Source organism: Mycobacteroides sp. LB1 (assembly GCF_013449725.1).
In the GTDB taxonomy this organism is placed as follows: Bacteria; Actinomycetota; Actinomycetes; order Mycobacteriales; family Mycobacteriaceae; genus Mycobacterium.
On record NZ_JACCFF010000007.1, the window covers coordinates 271,795 to 294,044 of the forward strand.

Consider the following 22,250-nt stretch of genomic DNA (forward strand, 5'->3'; position numbering starts at 1 on the left):
GAGGATCATCGCACGCGGATGGGCACCGTCAGGGGCCTCCGCACGTACGAGCCGTCCGCCCAGGTGACCCCGTCGAGGTCGATCTCGAAATCGGGTATGCGGGTGAGAAGTTCTTCGAGTGCAATGCGCGATTGCATACGCGCCGCCGCGGCGCCCAGGCAATGGTGATTCCCATGGCTGAAGGTGAGGATATTGCGCGGCTTCCGGAGGACGTCCAATTCGCCTGCATCATTGCCATATTCACGCTCGTCCCGGTTGCCACTGCCGTAGAGCAGCAGCGCGCGCCTTCCCGCCGGGATGGTGGTATCGCCGATGGTGACGTCACGGGTTGCGGTACGTGCCAAGCCCTGCACCGGAGAGGTGAGGCGCAGGAATTCCTCCACCGCGCCCGGGATAAGCGATTGATCGTCGATCAGCCGCTGGCGCTGATCCGGGTTTTGTTGCAGCAGTTGTATTGCGCCGCCCAGCATTCCGGTAGTGGTGTCATTACCTCCAGTGACCATGGTGAAGGCGAAGCCGAGGATCTGGAGCGTCCCGCTGATGTCACCGTCGGCGCCGACTCCTGCGGCGACCAGGTGTGAGACGGTGTCGTCCTCGGGCTTGGCGCGTCGCCGCTCGATGAGCCCGGTGAAGTACATCATCAGCTCGCCGATGGTCTGTGCGACCTCGCCTTGCATGGCCTCGATGTCGATGGCGCCGCCGGATGCCGCCGCGACGATGCCGTCGGTCCAGATGTCGAACTGTTGGCGGTCCTCTTCGGGCACCCCTAGATAATGTGCGACGACCATCGAGGGCAGCGGTTTGAAAAGTTCGACGACGATATCGCCCTCGCCGCGTTCCTTAAGGCGCTCAAGGCGTTCCACCACGAACTCGCGCACCTTGGGTTCGACGGACGTGACCTGACGCGGCGTGAATCCGCGGGATACCAGCTTGCGGAAGTCGGTGTGTGTGGGCGGGTCCTGCATCACGAAGGGCGGATTGTCGCCCATTCCGGTCTTTTCCAGGTCGCCATACATGATGGTGAGGCCCTTCGCGGAGGAGAAGGTCTCCCAGTCGCGAGCGGCCTCGTAGATATCGGAATGCCGGGTGAGCACGTAGTAGTCGTCTGTCGGCGCGTGCTCGGGCACCACGTGGTGCACCGGATCGTGATCGCGGAGCGCCGTGTACATCGGCCATGGATTGGTCCAGTTGTCGGAGGCCCCGGGGATGTAGCGCGGCACAACGGCATGAGACACATCAACTGACATGTCTTATGTGTAAGGCATATCAGTGAAAGTGTCAATACCGGTTTTCCTCGCGAGCAGACGCTTAGTGCACAGAAAGCCCTGGTGGGGTGTGCACTAAACGTCTGCTCGCGAGAACTAGATCAGCGTGCCCGGGTTGAGGATGCCCTCAGGGTCGAGTGCTTGCTTGATGCGGCGGTTGACTTCCAGCACCTCGGGGCCGACCTGATTGCCCAGCCATGGCTTCTTGAGCCGTCCGACTCCGTGCTCGCCGGTGATGGTGCCGCCGAGCGATATCGCCAGATCCATGATCTGGCCGAACGCGGTATGGGCGCGTTGGGATTCATCGGGGTCATTGGGGTCGTGCACGATGAGCGGATGCGTGTTGCCGTCGCCGGCGTGCGCGATCACCGAGATAAGCAACCGCTGTTGTGCGGCAATGGCTTCCACGCCTTCCACCAGCTCGGCGAGCCTTGGCAGTGGGACGCCCACGTCCTCGAGTAGCAACGGACCCTTGGCCTCCACCGCCGGGATCGCGAACCTTCGTGCTGCAACAAATGCTTCCCCCTCGCCCGGATCGTCGGTGGAGAAGACCTCGGCGGCATGGTGATCGGTGAAGATCTGGCTCATGAGCTGTGCATCGTCGGCGGAGGCTCGCCCACGCTCGTCCGAGCGGGCCACGAGCATGGCGGCGGCGTCGCGGGCCAGCCCCATTTTCAGTTTGTCCTCGACGGCGTTGATCGCCACCGAGTCCATGAACTCCAGCATCGACGGCCGGATCTGCGCGGTGATCGCGAGCACCGCATCGGCGGCCTCTGCCACCGAATTGAACGTCGCCACCACGGTGCACGGTGGCGGCTGCGGGGGCAGCAGCCGCAGCGTGACCTCGGTGATAACACCCAATGTGCCCTCGCTGCCCACAAAGAGTTTGGTAAGGCTCAGTCCGGCAACGTCTTTGAGTCGTGGGCCGCCAAGTTTCAGGATCGTGCCATCGGCCAACACAATGTGCATGCCCAGCACGTAGTCGGTGGTGACGCCGTACTTCACACAACACAGTCCGCCGGCATTGGTGGCGATATTGCCGCCGATACTGCAGATCTCGAATGACGACGGGTCCGGCGGATACCAGAGCCCATGCTCGGCGGCGGCCACCTTAACCTCGGCGTTGAGGGCTCCGGGCTGTGCAATGGCCACCCGGGTGGTGGTGTCGATCGCGATGGTGCGCATCCGTTCGGTCGACAGCACGATGGCGCCGTCCTGGGCGGTGGCACCGCCCGACAACCCCGTTCCGGCGCCACGAGGTATGACGGGGATGCGATATGCGCTGGCCCAGCGCAGTGTCTGCGAAACCTCTTCCGTGCTGCCAGGACGCACCACCGCCAGCGGCGAACCCGCTTCCGGATCGAAGGCGCGGTCCTGCCGGTAGGAGGCGGTGATATCGGGATCGGTGATGACCGCCCCCTCGCCGAGGGTGGTCGCGAGCTCGTTGAGGGCGGTCTGGCTCATATCATCCGTGCCGTCGCGCCGGCGTCGATCGGCAGCACGGTGCCGGTGATATGCGAGCTGCCTTCGTGGGCCAAGAACAGCACGGCACGGGTGACTTCCTCGGGTTTGAGGAAGGGTGCGTATTGCAGGTGCAGCGAGGCGAAGACGGACTCGACATCCTTGAGGGTGGGCTTCTCCAGATCGGGTCGCATGATTCCGAACACGAAATCGTTTTGCGTCATGGGGGTTTCGATATTGCCCGGTGCGACGGCGTTGACGGTGATGCCATATCCCACGAGGTCGTGCGCGGCGACCTTCGTCAGTCCGATGACACCCCATTTGGACGAAACATAAGCGGCCTGAGCCCATGTCGCGCTGTGCCCGAGCATCGAGGAGACGGTGATGATCCGGCCGTAGTTGCGTTTGATCATCCCGGGCGCGACCGCCGAGATGGTGTTGAAGGTTCCGGTCAGATTGGTGCCGATCACCTCGTCCCATTGCGCCGATTCGACATCCGGCAGCAGCGCGATGGTGCTGACCCCGGCATTGGCGATCGCGATATCGATACCGCCGAGCGAGTCTTCGACCTCGGCAACAAACGATTCCAGCGCCGGTCGGTCGGTGACGTTGAGCTTCGCGGAGATACACCGGCGTCCGGTGGCTTTCACCAATTCGACCGTCTCGGCGAGGTCGGCCTCGGTCGCCAGCGGATACCCGACGACATCGCTGTTTTCGCAGCGGTCGCAGAGCGCGATATCGGCGCCCGCCTGGGCCAGAGCGAGGGCGTGTGAGCGGCCCATGCCGCGCGCGCCGCCGGTGATCAGTGCAATTTTTCCCTCGAAGTCAGCCACGGAGCCGACCCTACCGAGTCGGCTTCTATTGGGGCCGCTGTTCCTCCCGGTCCAACTCTCGCAAGACGGGCATGCGGATGCTGGCGACCGCGATGAGCAGCATGGGCACCCCGAGGATGGTCAGGGTCGAGGCGACGCCGAACTTGTCGGCGATGGGTCCGGCAAGCATGAACCCGAGCGGCCCGGCGCAGTACGCGGTGGACGTCATGACACCCACCACCCGCCCGCGCATGTGTTCGGGGGAGCGGGTCTGCATCACGTAGTTGGCGATCGGTGCCACTGGCCCATAGATGAAGCCCAGGCATGCGCCGAGCACCAGCAGTACGGCAATCGGCGGGAGGAGCGACATGCCCAGTGTGGTGATGCCGGCGGTGAAGGTGGCGCACACCATGATGGTGCGGCGTTGGACGTGGCGCACCATGGTGGCGTACCCGAGAGCGCCGAGCAGCCCGCCGACAGAGATCGCCATGAGTATCCAGCCGAGCTGCTGGGGTGTCCCGGCATCGCTGAAGTGCTTGGGCAGCAGCACACTTTCGATCGGCAGATACAACGCCGTGATGGCCATGTCGATGAGCGCCAAGGTGCGCAGGATCTTGACGTTCCAGACGAATTTCAATCCCTCGACCACACCGCTGACGACGCCGGTGGGCTTGGTTTCGGCGGCCGGTTTCCCGCCACCTTCGACCTTGAGGAAGGCGATTGCCAGGGCGGACACGACGAAGGTCGAAGCAGTGGCCCACATGGTGTTGACGCCGCCGATGGAGGCGATCAGCAGACCGCCCAGACCGGGGCCCACGATGTACGCGACGTTGAATACCGCCTCGTACATGCTGTTCATCCGGTCGAGCGACCAGCCGGCAGCCTTCGCGGCGGCGGGCAGCATCGATTCGCGTGCGGTGATTCCGGCGGGATCGAAGATGGCGCCGATTGCGGCGAGGGCCGCGAGCAGAGGCACGCTGAGTCCGGTCGTCATGGCCAGAATCGGTATGGCTGAGACGGACAACAAAGAAAGGACATCGGAGATGATCGACATCTTGCGGCGTCCGAAGAAGTCGACTGCGGTTCCCGAGATCAGGGTGGAGAAGACCAGCGGCAGGGTTCCGGCGGCGGCAACGATGGCCGCATCCGCGGCAGAGCCGGTGCGCTGCAGGACCAGCCAGGGGAGCGCGACGATCGACACACCGTTGCCGATGGCGGCCACAACGGATGCGAAGAGCAGCAGGAAGACCGGCCGGCGATTCACCTGATCGATTGTCGGCGAATCCGCCGTCGGAGTGGACATGTCGCCGAAAACGTAGCAGCGGCTGGTGCGGCCGGTCGAGCGATTTTCTTTGGTTGGACCGGCGCCCTGCTAGTCGGCGTGCACTGCCTCGCGGATGATGCGGGCGGTCCCTTCCAGGTCAGGATCGCGACGGACGACGAATCCCTTGGCGAAGGCCAGTTTGTCGCCGCCATGGCGGGGCACCACATGCAGGTGTGCGTGCATGACCGTTTGGAATGCGACACGGCCATCGTTGAGCGCCAGGTTGGTGCCGTCACTGCGTAGTTCCGAACCCCGGATGGCGTTGGCGATGCGCTGGCCGACCGTCATGATGGCGGCGGCGTCATCGGGCTTCAGGTCCACGAGGTCCTGTGCATGGGCCTTCGGGATCACCAGCGTGTGCCCGCGGGTGATGGGGCGAATGTCGAGGAAGGCGAGCGTGGCCTCGTCCTCGTACACGCGGAACGACGGAGACTCGCCGGCGACGATGGCGCAAAAGACACACGACATGAGCACACCGTAGCGGGGCGTCGGTTGGCCAACTATGTCGGCCGATTCCCGCCAGCGCACTTGCCGCGGCGTTTCTAGCGTTGCCGCCATGGATACCGAGTTACGTCCTCCTCCCGCCGCCATCGTGCTTTCTCGCCCCACGGTGTGGTTCATGGCCCTTGCGGCTGCTGTCGGTACTGCCGCGATCTATCCGCTTCAGCCGGCCATCGCCACAGTGGCGGGGTCGGTCCATGGCTCGATCACCGACGTCGGTGTGGCTCTGGCTTGCGGTCCGGTCGGCTACCTGATCGGCCTGGCGGTCTTGGTGCCGCTGGTCGATCGATTCGCACCCCGAAAGGTCGTGTGTCTTCAGTTCGTGGTGATGGCGCTGGGTTTGGTGATGAACGCGGCCGCAGGACGCGCGTGGATCCTTGGGATCGCCATCGGTGTGGTCGGGGCCGTGTCATCGGTTGGGGCCCAGCTCAGTTCGGTGGCTGGGCGTTTCGCCGAAACCCGTCGTCGCGCCACCGACCTAGGAATCGTTACTGCCGGAATCTCGGCTGGAATTCTCGCCGGCCGAATCGTCGGAGGCTGGCTGGTAGAACTGATCGGTTGGCGCGGAATGATTCTGGTGTTCGCGTCCGCCTGTGCAATTCTTGCGGTCGCCGCGTTGGTTGTGCTGCCGGGCGCGTCCGGAACTGTGAACACGGGGTATCTCGCGACCCTGCGGGGCATTCCCGGGCTTTACCTTCGATGGAGTGCGCTGCGGCTTGCGGCAGGGCGGGGCGCCTTGTGGTTCTTCGCTTTCTGCGCGATCTGGTCGGGGTTAGCCGTAGCGCTGTCCCAGCCGCCCTACTCGTTTTCCCCGGAACAGATCGGTCTCTATGCTCTCGCCGGGCTGGCCGGGATTGGCGCGACACGGATTGCGGGGGCATGGACCGACCGCGTCGGGGCACACCGGGTCGTCGTCATCGGCTTGGCGGTGACTCTTGTTGCCTCTCTGGGGCTTTGCGTGGCGCTCTCCAACAGTGCGGTGGTATTCGTGTGCCTTGGTCTTTTCGACGCTGGACTGTTCGCGGCTCAGGTAGCGAACCAGAGCACCGTGTTGGCCATCCAGCCGAACGCACCGGCGCAGTTCAACAGCGCCTACATGGTTGTCTACTTCGTCGGTGGAAGCGTGGGCAGCGCGTTCGGCGCCACCGCGGTCGAATGGTTCGGATGGGCGGCCACTGCCGCCGTCGCGGCGGGTGCGATTGCGTTGGCAGAGTTGATTACCGTTGCGGCCCGCTCCCGTGCGGCTCGCTAATTCACTTCTGTCACAACGGTTCCAGGCGGTCCACCAAAATCGACAACCTTGCAAGTTGTTAATCTAACCTATCTCTTTTCTGCCCTGGCTTGTGTTCGTCGCAGCCCCGCCGGCGTCGGAAGTGTTGCTAGCTGAATTCTGGGCACCATTAGTCATGTTGCGCGGCAAGGTAAGCCGGATTGCACCAGGTAGTTTTGTAATCCATCACGGTGGCACGCGCGGCGGTTGGTCTGCTGGCAACGATTCAGGTCGCTTGACTATTGGCGGTGGCGGCGGGAGTGGTGTCCGCGTTGTCGTGGTGCACCGCCAGACGCGCTGCTCACGGTCAATTTCAGCTGGAGGTTGGTCGGGCGGCTGTGGTAGCGGGGGCGTAGGTGTAGTTGTTGAGGTTGTATGTGGCGCTTTCCCACATGGTTTCGACTGTTAGGGCGGGCCGGAAGGGTACGTCGCCGTGCTTGTCGAAGTAGTAGCTGTTTGCTTGTGAGCAATCGTTGCGGTAGAAAACTTGTCCTTTGCGGCGCTTCAGCATCCGCTGCCAGTAGCGGGTGTTGGCTGCTTCAGTGACCTCGATCCGGGTGGCGCGCAGTTTCTGTGCGTGCCGCAGGCAGCGCACGATGTGTCGGCTCTGGGTCTCAATCAGGTTGAAATATGAGGAGCCGTTATAGCCGTAGGGGCCCAGGATTGCGAACAGGTTCGGAAAGCCTGGCACGCTAACGCCTTGGTATGCCTGGTAGCGCTGCTGGTCCCACCACTGGCCGAGGTCGCGGTGCCCGGCCGTGATGGGGAACGGTGGCATGTTGCCAGCCTCGAAGACCTTGAATCCGGTTGCCAGGACGAGGACATCGATTGGGTGTTCGGTGCCGTCGACGGTACGCACACCGCAGGTGGTGACGGCTTCGATAGCGCTGGTCTCTAGATGAACGTTCGAGCGGTTGAATGTGCGCAGATAATGGTTGGAGACGGTGGGACGTTTGCAACCGACTGCATACAGTGGCGTGAGCTTGTCTCGCACGACCGGATCGGACACCTCACGCTGCAGGAATCTGTCGCCAACCCGGCGCGCGGATGCCAACAGTGGCAGCCGATCGGCGAAGTGAATGGAGATCGGGAACCCGAGCTCGACGAAAATCTGACTGACCAATCGAGCCGCCCGCTGCGCGCCCGGTACGTATCTCAGAATGCCTCGGAATCGGGGGCCTAACGTGGCATCGAGCTTGGGGAAACACCAGATCGGTGTGCGCTGGAAAACCACTAGTTGCTCGACCTCGGGGGCAATCGATGGAATCAGTTGCACCGCCGAGGCGCCTGTGCCAATGACCCCCACACGCTTGCCCCTCAGATCGATGGTGTGGTCCCAGCGTGCGGTGTGGACAACGGTGCCCCGGTAGTCGGTCAGTCCATTGATAGCCGGTGGTTTGGGCTGACTGAGCACACCAGTGGCCAGCACGACGTGTCGCGCAAGGTACTCGGAGCCGCTGGATGTCGCTAGCCGCCACACGTGCGTGCTTTCGTCGAAATGCGCTGCAGTGACCCTGGTATTCAAGTGGATCCGGCCACATAGCCTGTACTTGTCTGCGCACCGCTGCGCGTAGGCCTTCAGCTCACTGCCAGGTGCGTAAACCCGCGACCAGTCCGGGTGCTTCTCAAAGGAGAACTGATAGCTGAATGACGGGATATCCACTGCAACACCCGGATAGGTGTTCCAGTGCCAGGCACCTCCCACGCCATCGCCTTCCTCCAGTATCAAAAAGTCACTGCATCCGGCGCGGTCAAGTTTGATCGCCACCCCAATTCCGGAGAGCCCACCGCCGATGACGATGACCTCGCGCACAACAGCTGCAACCACGGATGATCTCCTAATCTAGATGATCCAATAATCTGAATTAGGGGATCATCACACATTAGGATGCCAACATGCAACGGTTTACCCGGGCCGAGAGTCAGCAACGGACTCGCGAACGCATCCTGTCCGCCGCGGCAGTGCTGTTCCTCGGGAACGGTTTCCGCGCCACCTCGATCGGCCAGGTCGCTGACGCGGCCGGGTTCTCCCATGGTGCGGTCTATTCGAATTTCGCGGGCAAGACTGAACTCGGCCTAGCAGTGATTGACCTGCTGTATGAGCGCGAAGCCGCAGTGCTGCAACAACAGTTCAACGAGTCGTCCGCCACCTGGGAGTCCATGCTGGAGATATTTTCGGCCTGGGGTGCTGCCACTATCGGCGATATCCGTTGGGCCCGTCTGGAACTCGACGTCATGGCAGCAGCCTCTGATGACGAGGAGATCCGCGAAGCCAACGCCCTCCGCTATGCGCGGCTGCGTGCCACAGGCGCCGCGGTGTTATCTGCCGTTGCCGAGCGCGCCGGCATCGAGCTCCCCGCGGACCCCAACGACCTCATGATCGGGGCGTTGGCGCTTGCTCTAGGCCTGGGCCTGCAACGAGCCGCGGACCCCGCCATCCCCGGCTCACACATCGCAATGTTCCTGGCCGCGTTACTGCCCCCCGCCGCCAGGCCGGATACGTAACCAGCCCGGCCCCCCACAAGGTGCGGCCAATTTCCTTGGGGCAAAATGGATTAACCAAAGAACGCGCACCTGTTACGCGGCGCTGCTGCCCGCTCGTACAACAACGCCACTAGAGCTAGCGCTAGCCTAATCGATGGGTATCCGGACCCAGTCCGACTCGAACGGGCTACCTCCCTCGCTGGCCGCGTCGGCGACGGGCGATGTATTGCCGAGTGGCACGGCCTAGGGTGGCGTCGCCGTTGCCCGGACTCCATCTTCTGCCCACGGAGAGCGCCCGGATCTCGCTCGTGGGCCACACCCTGATCGTCGTCGACGGCGACCTCAAGAGCAGACACGAACTCATCGATGGCGCTCAGCTACTTGAGACCTACCGCGACCTGTTCGGCATCGACATACAGACTGCGCCGGTGAATCCCGAGTCGACAGGAGTACCAGCAGATTGACTTTCCGATGCGGCGGATTGCTCTGGTCTTGACGCTGTGGGAGTGATCCGGGTTCACGGTGCGGTGCTGGCGATATGTTGTTCTGAGGAGGTGAGCCGTTCGTGGCGCACGAATCAGATGATGCTGCGTCGCAAACGCGCAGCCGCGGCAGACCAGTCGGTGGAGGCAGCACTGCTCAAGAAGCCCAAGCGAAGCTGCTTGATGCCGCCGAGCGGCTTTTCGTGGAGCGAGGATATGCCGCGTCCACGATGGAGGCAATCGCCCGGGAAGCTGGGTATAGCCGGGCTGTCATGTATCGGCACTTCAGGAACCGTGACCATTTGATGGACGCGCTCGTGGTCCGGACAACCATGAGTGAAATCTCCAAGATGGCCGGTCGGCTGATCGTCCTGAATGACCTCGGCGAGATCATTACCGAGTCGATGGTTGCAGTGTCGGTGGAAGTGGGTGCTAATCCGCTGCTGCGTGTTCTGGCTGACCGGGATGGCCGGGGCACGGTGGCGTCGTTGATCGTCAACGCGCCCAGTCTTGCCGATCTGCTGACGTCGATGTACGCGGGTGTGTTCAGCGGGCAGGTGGCCAATATCCGAGATGGAGTGCGTCCGGCGGATGCGGCCAGATATGTGCTGTCGGTGGCGCTGGGTCTGTTACTTGAACTCGTCCCGGGAGTTAGCGATCCGGACCAGGTCAGACGTTACGTCCGCGTGTTCGTTTTGCCGGCGCTGATGGCCCATCCACCCGATCCTGAGCCTGTCTTCACTTAAACCACCCGTCGACACATTATATATACAAACATCGCATATCTGTGTATATACTGCAGATCGTGGATCTCGCCAGCCGTCATCGGCATGACGCTTAGTGGGCTCGCGTGGCAGGCGCCTCGTCAGCGACGGTTTCGTTCAGTTCGAAGCCTCGAAATATGCTGGGCGGAAACTGATTTGGTGCGGGCTTGAAAATCCTATACGCCACTCTTAGCGGCGCGAGCAAGACGGCGAGTAAGCCGCCGACGATGACACAACAGATCATTCTGCAACTGTAAGGGTGGGCAATGTCGAACGTCTATAGCCAAAGTGCACCAATGGAGTACGGATCCGAAGCGTGCCTGCTGCCTGTGCGAGACCGGATATCCGGTCCGGCGACGGCCCGAAAGCTTCAGAAGACATTTTTTGTCTATTTTATGGTGTTCACATTAGGGGTCGCGCTGGCAGCGGTCACCCCTTCGACTGGATGGCGAGCCTTCGGATTGGGCCTGATCGTGCCCGGGGGTGGCTTCTGGTACGCAGCTGACGTCGTCATGGCACTGGTGTCGGTGGCGGCTGTGGTCGTGGGTGGGTTGATCTGGATCTTGACCGGCGCAATGTTTGTCTGGCCGATCGCCTGGATAGCTACGGCGGCGCTAGCAGCCCATCACGCTGAGTATCACTCGCGTGGACATGCCCACCACGGCGGGCTGTGGCATTCAGCCTTGTGGATGGTGCCGCTGGCGACTGCTGGTGTGGTAGTGGGTTCGCTTGTTTGGCGATACTGGGCATGGCAACGCAGCAAACATACTGTCGAGGTCATTAATCGTAAGCTTGTGCAACGGCACGCGGAACGAATTGGGGTGTCAACGTCGCGGCACGCGCAACCGGATGAGCTGACCGAAAAAGACATGGCATTCGCGAGGTACACGGTCAATCTTGCATTGCAGCCTTTCGATTCTTTCGAGGGTTTCGATCTGCTAGAACAGTTCCAAGGGAGCTCGCTTCGTTATCAGCTCTTCACCACCCAACTTGCGCTCGCAAATTACCAAGCCTCACACGCGCCAGCATTTGGGGGTTATCTTGCTGAAGCTCAACACGCCTTAATTACCAAAATGACCCACCGCAAGGTTTGGGGCTATTGGTTCTGGGAGAGCCTAATCGGCAACTTCAGAGTCGGTCATGATCCTATAGTCAAAGACAATGTCATGTTCAGTGGTTATCTGGCCACTATGCTCGGGGCGTACCAAACAGTGACCGGGGATAGCACGTTCGATCAGGCCGGGTCGCTCAGCTTCCATCATAAAGAAGATGTATTCGAATACGATCAGCATCGCGTGGCTCACGCAGTACTCGCCAACATGCTAAACAGTAACCTCTGCCTTTATCCGTGTGAACCAAACTTCGTTTATCCGGTATGTAATTCAATCGCCCTAGCGGGGCTAGCATCATACGACCATAATCACGGCACAGGTCTAGCGCAACAGATTTCGGATCGCTTCCGTGACTCACTGGAAAACAATTTTATGGGCTTCTCCGGGCGCCTGCTGTTTATGCGTTCGAGCCGTCTAGGGCTGACGTTGCCCACTCTGCGCATGGCCGCCGTCGATGCAGCGATTGCCATGGCACTCCTGCCCGTGTTGCCTGATATCGCTACTCGCACCTGGGAAGTAATGAGAATGCAGGTAATCGACCTGACACAATCCATACCCAAAGTGAAGATGGCGCCCTGGGAGCGCGTCGACCCGGGCACGTATCGGCCGTCATTGATGACCACATACTCGGCCCTGGCGGCCGCGGCGGGTGTCATGGGCGATACGGAGGTGTTAAAAGCGATGCTTAATATCATTGATGCCACCTATGAGCCGGTAGAACTAGACGGCGCGATGCGTTTCCCGAAACTATCCGTCGTAACAAATATCGGATATATCAGCGCCCGCTTTTACCGGGCTACTGCAACCAACGCACCCGAGTCCGGCCCAAGACTGGCGCAAGTCGCATTCCCTGATGTCATGGTAGTCAGCGCACACGTCAAAAACGAATCTCTTTATATAACGCTACAACCGGGCAATGGCCCTCAAGCGAAGACCAAGCTCAAATTTGAAAACTTGGATCCAGGGGTACGCTATCTTCTCGTCAATGGGGCTGTACATTCAGAGATCACCGCCAGCAGTATCGGAGAGTCCTTCACTGAGATAAGTCTCAACGAGCGTAGCCAATTTATCTTGCGCCCCGCCCGCCATGCCGACCTCTCACAGCTCAGAGCATGACGAGGAAGCTACGATAATCGACACTCCTCGACCAAGGAGTATCCTGCCGTACAGGATGGAATTTTGTTCCATATTTGCCGCAATCTCGCAAAGAACGTCTCGTCTCCGATAGTTCACCACGATCCCGCACCTTTCGGCGCCGAGATCATACATTCTCATTGACCTGTCTTGCGCCGACTTATCTCGTGACATATCGCGTCAGTCACTCAAGGTTAGGCAGCCGCGTCCAGGCAAACTGCGAGCCTGACCGCTTCCCTCTAGTTGCCTGACCGGGGCGGTGATACAGGCTCGGGCGGCGGCGGGGGATCGATGGGCAGTGTGGGACCACCGTACGGCGTGGGTATTGAGAATCTTCCCTTGGGAGTTGGGTCTGTTCGCTGCAACGGATCAGCGTTGGGTGGAGGGTTCGCGGTGTCATCCCCGGCCGGTCGGGGGGCGTTACGGGCTCCCCGTACTAATACCGCAGGATCAGGGTTGCTGCAGTACGAAGTATTGGCGTACGGCTCGGGGTAGTCAGCAGCTGACGGTGGTTCTCGGGGTGTGCTGTAGTCGCAGGAGTAGCGGGGATAGATATCGGCGATCGCCCAGAGGCCACCGTCGTGTACCGCGGCACCGAGAGCATCGACCATCGATACCCGGTCCGGGCGAAGGAACTGATTGAGTGCGGGCACGCGCACATACGACAGCGGCGCGATGACAGCCAGATTCCCCAGGAGCTGCACCATGGTGTCGGAATTATCGGCGAACAGTGCGTCAAGCTTGGCCAGTGTGTCGGGCCCGTTAGCCAGCATGGAGCGATAGCCGCCATCCATCGCCGCAATGCCATGAAGGAGCGGACGGAGGTTTCGCGACGTCTCCGATAACCCAGGATTGACATCGCTAAGTGTGGTCAGAATCAGCCGGCTGTTCTTGAGGACGCTTACCGTCTCCGGCAGTACCGCATCAAGTGTCGAGAGCAGGAACGTCGCCCCGCCGAGAATTGCGGATAGCTTTTCGGGTGCAGTGGGGCTCACGCCCAGCTCACGTGTGATTGCGCGAAGTTTGACAGGATCGATTTGGGCAAGTAGCCCGTCCGAGTCGGCGAGCATCTGCGCTAGCGAAACGGGAACGGAAGTTCGCTGCTGATCTACTACACTGCCAGCCACCAGGTATGGGCCGGAGCGGCCATCGGCCCGGAAGTTCACGTATTGCTCGCCGGCCGGGGAAAGGCCCGAGACCTCTACGGTGCTGCTCTCTGGAATCTGCACACTGGAGTCGATCCTGGCGACCGCGGTGACGCCGCTGCCGTCGGCAGCGATGGATTCGATCCGCCCGATCGGTGCACCCCGCAAAGTAACGTCTTGGTTGGGCAGCAGCCCGCCGGATTCCGCAAGGTGAATCCTGACGGCGATCGTGGAAGCGGCGGGGTTGACGCGCAGCGCCCCAAACATGAGGTACCAGAGACCAAGCGCCAGGATCAGAGCTACGGCGATGGCCGAGGTCAGGGACCGGCGCCGCATCCCTGCTTGGACCATCGTCAGCACGCCCCGGGCTAAGGGCTCGAAAAGGCTTGTTGTCATGGCTATTTCGGCCCTGCACCCACAACGCGTTCCTGCAGGCGGAGCAAGCTGTACCGGAACGAGCCGATCATCGCATCCCAGTCAGCTCGTTTCGGCCCGTGGAACCCGGGATCACCGGGATACCCGATATCGGGTATCGATCCGAGCGCGATTTTCATGACGTCGATTTGTCCTGGGATGGCTGTGCCCTGAGCTGTCTTAATGAACGGGGGTAGCAGCCGATTGATGCCCCATAGGAGCGGATCGGGATGTGTCGCAACCTGATTGAACTTATCGGAGATCGTGTTGACATCCGCCAGGATGCTGCGGGTGTCCGTGCCCTGTATTGATGGGAACCTGGAGAGCTGTCGGGTTATCCCACTCAGCTGGCCGATCATCTCGGCAGCCTGCCCCGTATTGTCTGCCAGTGCTTCGGTGGCCGGAGCGCCGGCCGCCAAGATGTCAGTGATCTGGTCCTGACTTGCCGTGAGGATTTTAGCTAGCTGATTTGATTCGGATAGCGCGGCTTCGAATTGACCGGAGCGAGAGTTCATTGCCGTCAGCAGCTGATTGGACTTCCGCAGGATGTCGGCAAACGCCGCACCGTTGCCACCGGCGGCCTTTCCCAGGCTATTGGTCAGCTTAGTCATGTTCCGGACTGCCCCACCGTTTACCAGTACTGCCGCCGAGCTCAGCACCGCTTCGACAGTGGACGCCGATGTGGTGGATTCCAGCCCGATAGTTGCTCCGTCACCGAGCAGAGGGGCGTCATCGGCGGCCGATGCGGGCGGCTTCAGCGAGACGAATACATCGCCCAGGGGGGTCGCGGACCGGAGTTCAGCGGTGGTGCCCACGGGGATGCGGATACCTGCTCTGATACGCAAGGTTGTATGGGCGGTGTAACCCTTCGCCGATATTGACTCAAGCTCGCCGATATCCGCGCCGGCGAGCTTGACGTGTGCTCTGGCGGGAAGATTCAGTGCATTAGCGAAAACGACGTTCAGTGCGTAACTCGTGGTGTTGAGCGCCGGCGCTGGGAGCGGCAGGCTTTCCAATCCGGTGCTGCACGCGGGCGTCAGCGGGATCGCCACTGCTGCGGCCATGACAGCGGCAACGTGCCGAATGGTTTTGGTGCGCACAGCTATTGCCCCATCCTTACCAGTCCATCGAGCATGTATGTTAAACCGAAATCTGGTCCGTAATCCTGGAGAGTGCCGGTGCTGCAACCAAGTTGACGAAGTCCCATGAGATTGCATATCTCTTTGGTAAGACCGCTGTCGAACATCATCTTGTCGAGCAGAAAATGTGCCCGGATTGCTCCGCCTTCCATATCGACGGCGTTGCCGATATTGCCCGCGAGCAGGGGTAGTACGTCGAAAACCTCCGCGATCTCACGTTGTTTGTTTACCGCAGTGTCGGTAATGGTTGTCGTCTGCAGGATCGTCTTTTTGAGGCTGTCGCGGTTCTTATCCAGGAGGTCAGCAGCCTCGATGAGGAGCTGATTCATCTGCTTGCCAGCGGTTCCTGAACCGAAATCTTCATCAGCCAGTATCCGACTTAGCTGGTGGACATCCGAACCGAACTTCCGGATGGTGGTGTCGTTGTCGACTGCCGCCTGGGTCAGAGAACTCAAGCTAGCGACTATCCGGGTGATGTTGTCCTTGGTTTGCGTGCCGCCATCGGCGCTAAGCCTCATGGCTTGGGAGAGCTGGTCAAGGGCGTCTTTGATTTCCGGTCCGCGGCCTGATGTCACCTCATTACCGATGGCAATCAGGTGACCGACGGGTCCGCTCCCGTTGCCCTCGCCCTTCAGCGCCTTCGCGAGGCGGTCAACCATTGCGAGCACTCTGTCGAACTGCACAGGAGTTTTTGTTCTGGCGAGGCCAATAAGATCTCCGTCCCGCAGCGCTGGTCCCTCGCGATAGGGCGGAGTGAGCTCAATATGGCGATCGGTCAGGATAGAGGTCGATACCGTGACTGCCTGCACGTTTGCTGGAACTTTGATCTTTTTGTCAACGGTGAAGGTGACGTTTACATAGTCGGCGTTGGGCGTGATGGTAGTTACCGTACCGACCGGCATTCCCAGCACAGACACCACATTGCCGACGTACAGACCGGACACATCAGCGAATTGCGCTGTTAGAGTGACTTGCTGATTCACCGGACCTATTTGCGGCCACGTGGCCGCGGCCGCGATTGTCACTGCGATGATCAGAACAAGCGCCGCAAGTAAGCGTCGAGTCATTTGCAATCCTTGAAATATTGGGGCACGTTCAACTGTGTGGCCCGTCCGCTGATTGCGCACATCCAGGAGTCGACGACAAATCCGTTGGCGAGGTGGATATCAATCGAATTGCCCGTCCCGAACGCGTTGGTAACTTCCCGAAGAACGATAGGGGAGGTCTGCAGCAGATTTCGGAAGTAGTCGTCATGGTCACTGATCAGTGCGGTCATTCTTTTCAGGCTGGTCAACATGTTGTCGATACCCGCCCGGTCTGTGACCACGACCTTATTGAGCACGTCGAGCAGCCCGGTGACAGCGGATAACATGCGGTGGAACGTTTCTCGCCGGGACAGGAATTCGGCGAGCACGTCGCGGCCCTGGCTGACCAGTGAGCCGATACTTGCTTGCTGATTGCGCAAGGTTCCGGTTATCAACGCCGTGCTCTCCAACAGACTGCCGACCTCGTTGCGGCGTTTTGCGACAATGGAAGATAGATCCTTGATGTCCTTCACCGCCCGGGGGACGATCGGTGGCAGGCCTTCGAGTTGATGGCTCAGGACCGTCAGCGAGGTTCCGACTTGTTCTGCATCTACCTGTTCAAAGGTGCTCGTCGCGTCCTGCAGGGCGGCCTGCAGGTCGTACGGCACCGTCGTTTGCGCGAGCGGGATCGTGCGGTTAGTCAGAGCACCGGTTCGTCCGGGTTTGAGTTCCAGATACCGCGAACCGAGCAAAGTGGTCAGCTTGATACCGGCAGTAGTGCTCGCACCCAGCCGCACGTTGTCCCGCGCCCGGATCTCGACGATGACGCGGTCACCGGCGAGTTCGGTGCCGGTGACCTTGCCCACGGAGACTCCAGCGATGGAGACGTCGTCACCCGGCCTGATTTGGGCGGCCTGCAAGAACTCGGCCCGGTAGCGTGTATAGCCGATACCGACCCTGTTGATCAGTAGTGTGGTCGCGACAAGCACCACGACCACACAGATCGTGGTGAGCCCGACGGTGACTGCGTTCCAGGACGTCAGCGGACGTCGAAGCAGCGTGGTTGCCGTCCTCGAGAACCGTGTGAACAAGTAAGTACGGTTCTTCATCCGGCTGGCCTGCATTTCGGCGAATTGGTGGGATGCCCTGACGGATCCGCTCTGTCCAGGATCTGCGGAATGACTTGCCACAGACCGGGTAGCACGTAGATATCAAAGTTGCAGGCGTATGCCGAGACATAGGCGCCTTGTCCGAAGAAGTTGGAGACGGTCTTCATCATCACGGGGAGGTTGGCTCCGAAGAACGCCAGCTGGGGCTCGATATCTGCCATGTGTTGCGCGAAGCCAGGCTGTCGGTTAATCAATTCTCGCAGTGATGGATACACCGATTGCGAGATATCCGAAAGACGCCGGATGACAGCCGCAATGGACCCCATATTCGAGACCAGCGCGGCCCTGCGGCTGTTCAGATCGGTGATGATCCGTCTGCTTTGTACCAGCACGGAATTAAGGTTGTTGTTCTGCTGGGCCAGGCTTTTGACCACCTGGTTGAGTCCGGTGATCACGTCGCCAAGCAGCTCATCCCGGCCCGCGAGAGTTTCAGTCATGGTCGCCGTCCGGTCGACCAGTCCGGTGATGGAATTGGCGTCGCCCTGCAACGCCTGGATGATTCCACTCGTCAAGTCATCGACTTTGCCTGGGTCGAGAACACTGAACAGGGGCTCAAATCCGTTGAGCAGCAGGCCGATATCGAATGACGGCTCGGTGCGCTCGAGGGGGATCTCGCTACCGGGCGCCAGCTCGGCAGGACCGCCGGTGTGTCCCAGAGCGAGGCCGAGGTATCGCTGCCCGACGATGTTCTGGTAAGTGACAGAGGCCACGGTGTTGCCGTAAACCTGTTGGTCGTCTTGGACCTGAAAGACGACCTTTGCGAGAGTGTCCTCGACAAGCTGGACACTCTGAACCCGCCCGACCCGGACGCCGGCCATGCGGACGTCATCGCCTTCTCGCAGGCCGGAGGCGTCACTGAACACAGCCGAGTACACGTTTGTGGGCCCCGATACATTGCGCCGCAATGTCGTGAAGACCATGCAGGTCAACACTGTCGATATCACGACGAAGATCGATAGTCCGAGCAGCGGTGTGCGGTAGTTCATTTCGTCTCCTGGCCGGCCGGCGAGCTGGGCGGGACAATATGCGCGGTTGTTCCGCGGGCGACGGGTCCGAGCAATAGTTGGGTGGCGGATGTGGCGTGCGTTCCGGTGATGGTGCCTAACTGGTCACGTTCCTGTGGGCTGCCCACTGGTCCGACGTTGCCGCCATATGACGATGGTTGGGCCGCCGCATCGTTGGCTCCTGCGGGGGGAATCGGCGTTGACGGGTCAGCGAATTTACCGACATCAGGTGGAAGTGAACCCAAACCCGGTGGCGGAATGAATTTTTCGGGAAGAAGCTGAGGCGGTAGATCAGGCCAGGCGCGGGGAGGTACGTCAGGTGTCACACCACCGGACTTCCGTGTCGGCGCGGTCTGACAACTTGGCCCCTCAAGCTCCCCATATCGTGGGCAATCCTCGCGGGTGTAGAGCGTTGTCGGAGTAAACGAGACGATGGCCTTCAGATTTCCGCGCTGCCGCACGGGGTCCCATGCTTGCTCGATGAGTTTGGCCGAGAGGCTACTCAGCTTGTTGGCGACACCGGTGAACGACTCGCCGCGCTCTGCGAGCACACCAACGACAGGTGTCAGATCTGTCGTGATGCTGATGAGACGGTCGGTATGGTTGTCGAACGCTGCACGTGTCGTGCCGATGGTATGCAGGCTCTTGTTCAGTAAATCCTGGAGCTGAGAGCGCTTTTCTGCGAAGGTGCGCATCGGTACCACAGCTTGATGGAGGGAATCGAAAAGATCTGGCGCCGTGGCTTTAAGGTCGTGAGCCGCGGACACAAGCGCCGATAAGGTCGAGGGGTTGGATACATCGGTGTCAGTGGCGATGACCGAGTTGAGGCTGTCAAGAAGACGTGTGAGCTGTGCTCCGGAGGCCAACAGTGTGTCGCCACGACCCGCGGTGGCCTTGGCTAGGGTTTCCAAGATTCCAACCGTATTGTCGCCGCGGCTGCGGCCGCCCGCCGCCAAGATATCGCGTAGTTTGCTGACTGTTGTCTGGAAGAGGACGGTGGGAAGCTCTGTGTCTTCCGCGATCCGATCGCCGTTCTGAAGGGCACGTCCCTCGCCGCGATCGACCAGCTGGACCGAGGACACCGCGAACACATTGCTGGGCACTACGCGCGCGGTAACACTCGATGGGATGGTCTTTGCGAAATCGGGTTTCAGATCCAAGCGAACCAGATTCGGAACCCCGTGTTCTGCCGGAATTACGTCGGTGACAGCACCGACCAGCATCCCGCGGTACTTCACATCCGAACGTGCGGGCAGACCGTCACCGACATTGATCAGCTCCGCGGTGACCTGCACCTGCCGCTCAAGCCCTCCGGTCGACTTTGCGAGAAGCACCGCTGTGGCGACGACAAGAACGATCAGGACGACGACACCTCGCACTGCCAGGCTTCGGTCGGACGGCCCGATGGCATTGGGTTCGAAGATGCTTGGCATCTCAGCCACCAAACCTTGCGCCAGCATCAATCCCCCACAAGGCCATCGTCAGCAACATATTTGCGGCGATGATCGCGGTGATGGTTGCGCGCATCGCATGGCCTGCGGCGATACCCACGCCCTCTGGGCCACCGGCCGCGTAGAAACCGTAATAGCATTGGATTGTGGACGCGATCCACACGAAAATCACGGCCTTGATGACCGAGTACACGATGTCGGTGCCACTGAGCGTCATCGAGAAGTAGTGCATGTATGAGCCCATCGACCCGCTTCCTGACAGCATCACTACCAGTCGGCAGGACAAGTACATGATGGCAATACAGGCGATATAGAGGGGCAGTACAGCAACCGATGAGGCAAGCAGTCGGGTAGTCACCAAATACGGGATGGGCCGGATGGCGAGCGATTCCATCGCATCGATTTCCTCAGAAATACGCATGGCCCCCAACTGCGCGGTGAACCGGCAACCGGCCTGCATTGCGAAAGCCATCGCGGCCATCAACGGCGCCAGCTCTCGGGTGCAAACCAGCGAGGAGATGAAACCCGTCGCAGGTCCCAGTCCGAGCATATCGAGCATGTTGTAGCCCTCGACTCCGATAAGCGCCCCCATTATGGCGCCGAGAGCGACGACCACGGCGGCGGTACCACCGCCCACCACGAGAGAACCGTTGCCCCACAATATGTCTGCGACGAGTCGCTGAAATTCGTGGCTGTAATAACGCAACGCCGCAGGAACTGTGGTCAGCCCACGAAGAAAGAATGTCGCCAGGTGGCCGAATCGGATCAGCGGCCTTCTTGCGTATTCAAGAGTGCGCACGACGTGGCTGGCGCCGAGTGGCATGTAGCGGGACACTGTCATCGTCAGAGCCCTGTTCGCGGGAACAGCAGAATATACAGCTGGCTGACAGCAACATTGATCGCCAGCAACACCAGAATCGACTCGACGACAGCAGCATTCACCGAATTGGCAACCTCTGCGGGGCCGCCACGAGTACTCAGCCCCTTCTGGCAAGCCACGACCGCCACGATCGCTCCGAAGATCGCCGCTTTGAGCAGCGCGACCCACATGTCGCTGACCGTCGCAAACGATGCGAATGTGGACACGAAACTTCCAGGCACCCCGTTCTGGAAGTAAACGTTGAATATGTACGTGGCGACGAAGCCAATCACACAGGTCACCCCCGTAAGCAGGACGCCCACCAGAACCGCTGCAACCAGTCGAGGAACGACGAGTCGCTGGATCACAGACACCCCCATCACTTCCATGGCATCGACCTCTTCGCGCATCGTTCGTGAACCAAGGTCGGCGCAGATGGCCGAACCGACGACAGTCGCCATAAGAATGGCGGCCACGAGCGAGGCGCCTTGTCTGACGATCGCCAATCCCGTTGCAGCGCCAGCAAGTGATGTGGCGCCGATCTGGCCGGCAATGAGCGCGAACTGAATCGAAAGCGTCACCCCAATCGGCATCGCGACCAGCAGGGTCGGCACAACCGCAGTGCTTGCCATGAACGCCCCCTGGCGGACGAACTCCGCGAACTGAAACCGGCCGCGACCAACATCAGCTATCAGGTACCGGACAGCGTGGACACCCAAGACGAACTGCTGACCTACCGTCGCGATGGCTCGCACAGGATGGCGGTCAAGATATCCGGCTCCCCACAGCCGAATAGTGCTGACTGCACTTGGCTCGCTCAACGGGCTGAGCTGATGTGTCGCCACTACCGCTCCTCAGCCCGGCCGACACACGCCGGACGTATCAACACATTTGTCTCTATGTGAACGACTCGGTTCATAGCGGCGCGGCTCCGATCTTGTATGTAGTGTCACAAGCTAACTCGCTCGGCGTGAACGATCTCAGGTATCGCTGACACCATACGTGAGAAGTGATAAAAAGTGACATCTTTTGATAGATGTAGATTTTTAACGAGTGCGGTGAAAGTATGCGTGTGTGGATGAGAATGTTTCTGTCGCGCAGGCGCGGCTGCTGCTGGCCTCGCTCTACGCGCATGCCAGTGAGGTGTCGCAGAAGATGGCAGCCATCGAACATCGCCTCCGGCACAACGCAACCCACGGCGTCACCGAACTTCGCCAGCGCCAGCACGTGGCCTCGTTGCGACGGGACCTCCACGAGTCCTACCGCCTCATCGGCGGGCTGCACCGCCGTTTCCCGGGTGCCACCGGTAGTTGGCATGAAATTTCGGTCTAACGATCCAGTCCACAGGCGTTCGGTGCCGTATTTCGGCAACGTATCTAGACAAGGAGCTGCGGTTCTCGTGATACAAGGATCCGATTCTCTTAGCTGCGATTAC

Annotated in this window: 20 protein-coding genes; 6 read left to right on the forward strand and 14 right to left on the reverse strand. The window is 60.6% G+C overall.

The window, feature by feature from the left end; all coding sequences use genetic code 11:
- Positions 1 to 5: 5 nt before the first annotated feature.
- The 5 genes from MLB1_RS23165 to MLB1_RS23185 form a co-directional block, all read right to left on the reverse strand.
- The gene (locus MLB1_RS23165; RefSeq protein ID WP_180752187.1) at positions 6 to 1,247 is read right to left on the reverse strand and encodes a cytochrome P450; all 1,242 of its coding nucleotides are present in this window, start codon (positions 1,245 to 1,247) and stop codon (positions 6 to 8) included.
- A gap of 114 nt (positions 1,248 to 1,361) precedes the next feature.
- A complete protein-coding gene (locus tag MLB1_RS23170; RefSeq protein ID WP_180752188.1) occupies positions 1,362 to 2,729 on the reverse strand; it encodes an FAD-linked oxidase C-terminal domain-containing protein in 1,368 nt (455 codons plus the stop codon).
- Positions 2,726 to 3,559, reverse strand: a complete 834-nt coding sequence (locus tag MLB1_RS23175; protein ID WP_180752189.1) for a mycofactocin-coupled SDR family oxidoreductase — start codon at positions 3,557 to 3,559, stop codon at positions 2,726 to 2,728. Before MLB1_RS23175 ends, MLB1_RS23170 begins: the two co-directional genes overlap by 4 nt.
- 25 nt (positions 3,560 to 3,584) lie before the next feature.
- A complete protein-coding gene (locus MLB1_RS23180; protein ID WP_180752190.1) occupies positions 3,585 to 4,841 on the reverse strand; it encodes an MFS transporter in 1,257 nt (418 codons plus the stop codon).
- A gap of 69 nt (positions 4,842 to 4,910) precedes the next feature.
- A complete protein-coding gene (locus tag MLB1_RS23185) occupies positions 4,911 to 5,330 on the reverse strand; it encodes an HIT family protein (protein ID WP_180752191.1) in 420 nt (139 codons plus the stop codon).
- An 88-nt stretch (positions 5,331 to 5,418) separates the two neighbouring features.
- Here MLB1_RS23185 and MLB1_RS23190 point away from each other — a divergent pair, with 88 nt between their 5' ends.
- Complete coding sequence (locus MLB1_RS23190) at positions 5,419 to 6,615, forward strand: MFS transporter (RefSeq protein WP_255486102.1); 1,197 nt, start codon at positions 5,419 to 5,421, stop codon at positions 6,613 to 6,615.
- Between the two features lie 331 nt (positions 6,616 to 6,946).
- On the opposite strand, the gene MLB1_RS23195 is transcribed toward MLB1_RS23190, so the two are convergent.
- Positions 6,947 to 8,461 carry an NAD(P)/FAD-dependent oxidoreductase gene (locus MLB1_RS23195; protein WP_180752192.1) on the reverse strand — a complete coding sequence of 505 codons (1,515 nt, stop codon included), beginning with the start codon at positions 8,459 to 8,461 and terminating at the stop codon, positions 6,947 to 6,949.
- A gap of 68 nt (positions 8,462 to 8,529) precedes the next feature.
- Between MLB1_RS23195 and MLB1_RS23200 the strand changes: the two genes are divergently transcribed.
- The 4 genes from MLB1_RS23200 to MLB1_RS23215 all read left to right on the forward strand — a co-directional run bounded on the left by MLB1_RS23200 (position 8,530) and on the right by MLB1_RS23215 (position 12,591).
- Positions 8,530 to 9,138: a TetR/AcrR family transcriptional regulator gene (locus MLB1_RS23200; protein ID WP_180752193.1), complete on the forward strand. Its 609-nt coding sequence runs from the start codon at positions 8,530 to 8,532 to the stop codon at positions 9,136 to 9,138.
- A gap of 239 nt (positions 9,139 to 9,377) precedes the next feature.
- Positions 9,378 to 9,581 (forward strand): hypothetical protein, encoded by a 204-nt coding sequence (locus MLB1_RS23205; RefSeq protein WP_180752194.1) that lies wholly within the window; start codon positions 9,378 to 9,380, stop codon positions 9,579 to 9,581.
- 101 nt (positions 9,582 to 9,682) lie between these two features.
- On the forward strand, positions 9,683 to 10,345 hold the full coding sequence (locus MLB1_RS23210; RefSeq protein WP_180752195.1) for a TetR/AcrR family transcriptional regulator: 663 nt from the start codon (positions 9,683 to 9,685) through the stop codon (positions 10,343 to 10,345).
- 284 nt (positions 10,346 to 10,629) lie between these two features.
- A complete protein-coding gene (locus MLB1_RS23215) occupies positions 10,630 to 12,591 on the forward strand; it encodes a hypothetical protein (protein WP_255486104.1) in 1,962 nt (653 codons plus the stop codon).
- A 257-nt stretch (positions 12,592 to 12,848) separates the two neighbouring features.
- Here the strand turns inward: MLB1_RS23215 and MLB1_RS23220 are convergent, their stop codons facing one another.
- Genes MLB1_RS23220 through MLB1_RS23255 form a run of 8 tightly spaced genes read right to left on the reverse strand, consistent with a single transcriptional unit; the run spans position 12,849 to position 21,636 of the window.
- Positions 12,849 to 14,150: an MlaD family protein gene (locus MLB1_RS23220; protein ID WP_180752196.1), complete on the reverse strand. Its 1,302-nt coding sequence runs from the start codon at positions 14,148 to 14,150 to the stop codon at positions 12,849 to 12,851.
- A 2-nt stretch (positions 14,151 to 14,152) separates the two neighbouring features.
- Entirely contained in the window at positions 14,153 to 15,268 is a 1,116-nt protein-coding gene (locus MLB1_RS23225) for an MlaD family protein (protein ID WP_180752197.1), read from the reverse strand.
- A 2-nt stretch (positions 15,269 to 15,270) separates the two neighbouring features.
- Positions 15,271 to 16,374, reverse strand: a complete 1,104-nt coding sequence (locus tag MLB1_RS23230) for an MCE family protein (protein ID WP_180752198.1) — start codon at positions 16,372 to 16,374, stop codon at positions 15,271 to 15,273.
- Complete coding sequence (locus MLB1_RS23235; RefSeq protein ID WP_180752199.1) at positions 16,371 to 17,441, reverse strand: MCE family protein; 1,071 nt, start codon at positions 17,439 to 17,441, stop codon at positions 16,371 to 16,373. The genes MLB1_RS23230 and MLB1_RS23235 overlap by 4 nt, the downstream gene beginning before the upstream one ends.
- Positions 17,438 to 18,487: an MlaD family protein gene (locus tag MLB1_RS23240; RefSeq protein ID WP_180752200.1), complete on the reverse strand. Its 1,050-nt coding sequence runs from the start codon at positions 18,485 to 18,487 to the stop codon at positions 17,438 to 17,440. The genes MLB1_RS23235 and MLB1_RS23240 overlap by 4 nt, the downstream gene beginning before the upstream one ends.
- Complete coding sequence (locus MLB1_RS23245) at positions 18,484 to 19,938, reverse strand: MCE family protein (protein ID WP_180752201.1); 1,455 nt, start codon at positions 19,936 to 19,938, stop codon at positions 18,484 to 18,486. The genes MLB1_RS23240 and MLB1_RS23245 overlap by 4 nt, the downstream gene beginning before the upstream one ends.
- Before the next feature lies 1 nt (position 19,939).
- Positions 19,940 to 20,797 (reverse strand): ABC transporter permease, encoded by an 858-nt coding sequence (locus MLB1_RS23250; protein WP_180752202.1) that lies wholly within the window; start codon positions 20,795 to 20,797, stop codon positions 19,940 to 19,942.
- Positions 20,798 to 20,799: 2 nt separating this feature from the next.
- A complete protein-coding gene (locus MLB1_RS23255) occupies positions 20,800 to 21,636 on the reverse strand; it encodes an ABC transporter permease (RefSeq protein ID WP_180752280.1) in 837 nt (278 codons plus the stop codon).
- Between the two features lie 253 nt (positions 21,637 to 21,889).
- Here MLB1_RS23255 and MLB1_RS23260 point away from each other — a divergent pair, with 253 nt between their 5' ends.
- Positions 21,890 to 22,147 (forward strand): hypothetical protein, encoded by a 258-nt coding sequence (locus tag MLB1_RS23260; RefSeq protein ID WP_180752203.1) that lies wholly within the window; start codon positions 21,890 to 21,892, stop codon positions 22,145 to 22,147.
- Positions 22,148 to 22,250 lie beyond the last annotated feature (103 nt).

Bases quoted from the DNA above. Each gene is read 5' to 3' on its own strand.
- MLB1_RS23165 (WP_180752187.1), bottom strand. From the start codon at position 1,247: ATGTCAGTTGATGTGTCTCATGCCGTTGTGCCGCGCTACATCCCCGGG.
- MLB1_RS23170 (WP_180752188.1), bottom strand. From the start codon at position 2,729: ATGAGCCAGACCGCCCTCAACGAGCTCGCGACCACCCTCGGCGAGGGG.
- MLB1_RS23180 (WP_180752190.1), bottom strand. From the start codon at position 4,841: ATGTCCACTCCGACGGCGGATTCGCCGACAATCGATCAGGTGAATCGC.
- MLB1_RS23185 (WP_180752191.1), bottom strand. From the start codon at position 5,330: ATGTCGTGTGTCTTTTGCGCCATCGTCGCCGGCGAGTCTCCGTCGTTC.
- MLB1_RS23190 (WP_255486102.1), top strand. From the start codon at position 5,419: ATGGATACCGAGTTACGTCCTCCTCCCGCCGCCATCGTGCTTTCTCGC.
- MLB1_RS23200 (WP_180752193.1), top strand. From the start codon at position 8,530: ATGCAACGGTTTACCCGGGCCGAGAGTCAGCAACGGACTCGCGAACGC.
- MLB1_RS23215 (WP_255486104.1), top strand. From the start codon at position 10,630: ATGTCGAACGTCTATAGCCAAAGTGCACCAATGGAGTACGGATCCGAA.
- MLB1_RS23220 (WP_180752196.1), bottom strand. From the start codon at position 14,150: ATGACAACAAGCCTTTTCGAGCCCTTAGCCCGGGGCGTGCTGACGATG.
- MLB1_RS23230 (WP_180752198.1), bottom strand. From the start codon at position 16,374: ATGACTCGACGCTTACTTGCGGCGCTTGTTCTGATCATCGCAGTGACA.
- MLB1_RS23235 (WP_180752199.1), bottom strand. From the start codon at position 17,441: ATGAAGAACCGTACTTACTTGTTCACACGGTTCTCGAGGACGGCAACC.
- MLB1_RS23240 (WP_180752200.1), bottom strand. From the start codon at position 18,487: ATGAACTACCGCACACCGCTGCTCGGACTATCGATCTTCGTCGTGATA.
- MLB1_RS23245 (WP_180752201.1), bottom strand. From the start codon at position 19,938: ATGCCAAGCATCTTCGAACCCAATGCCATCGGGCCGTCCGACCGAAGC.
- MLB1_RS23250 (WP_180752202.1), bottom strand. From the start codon at position 20,797: ATGACAGTGTCCCGCTACATGCCACTCGGCGCCAGCCACGTCGTGCGC.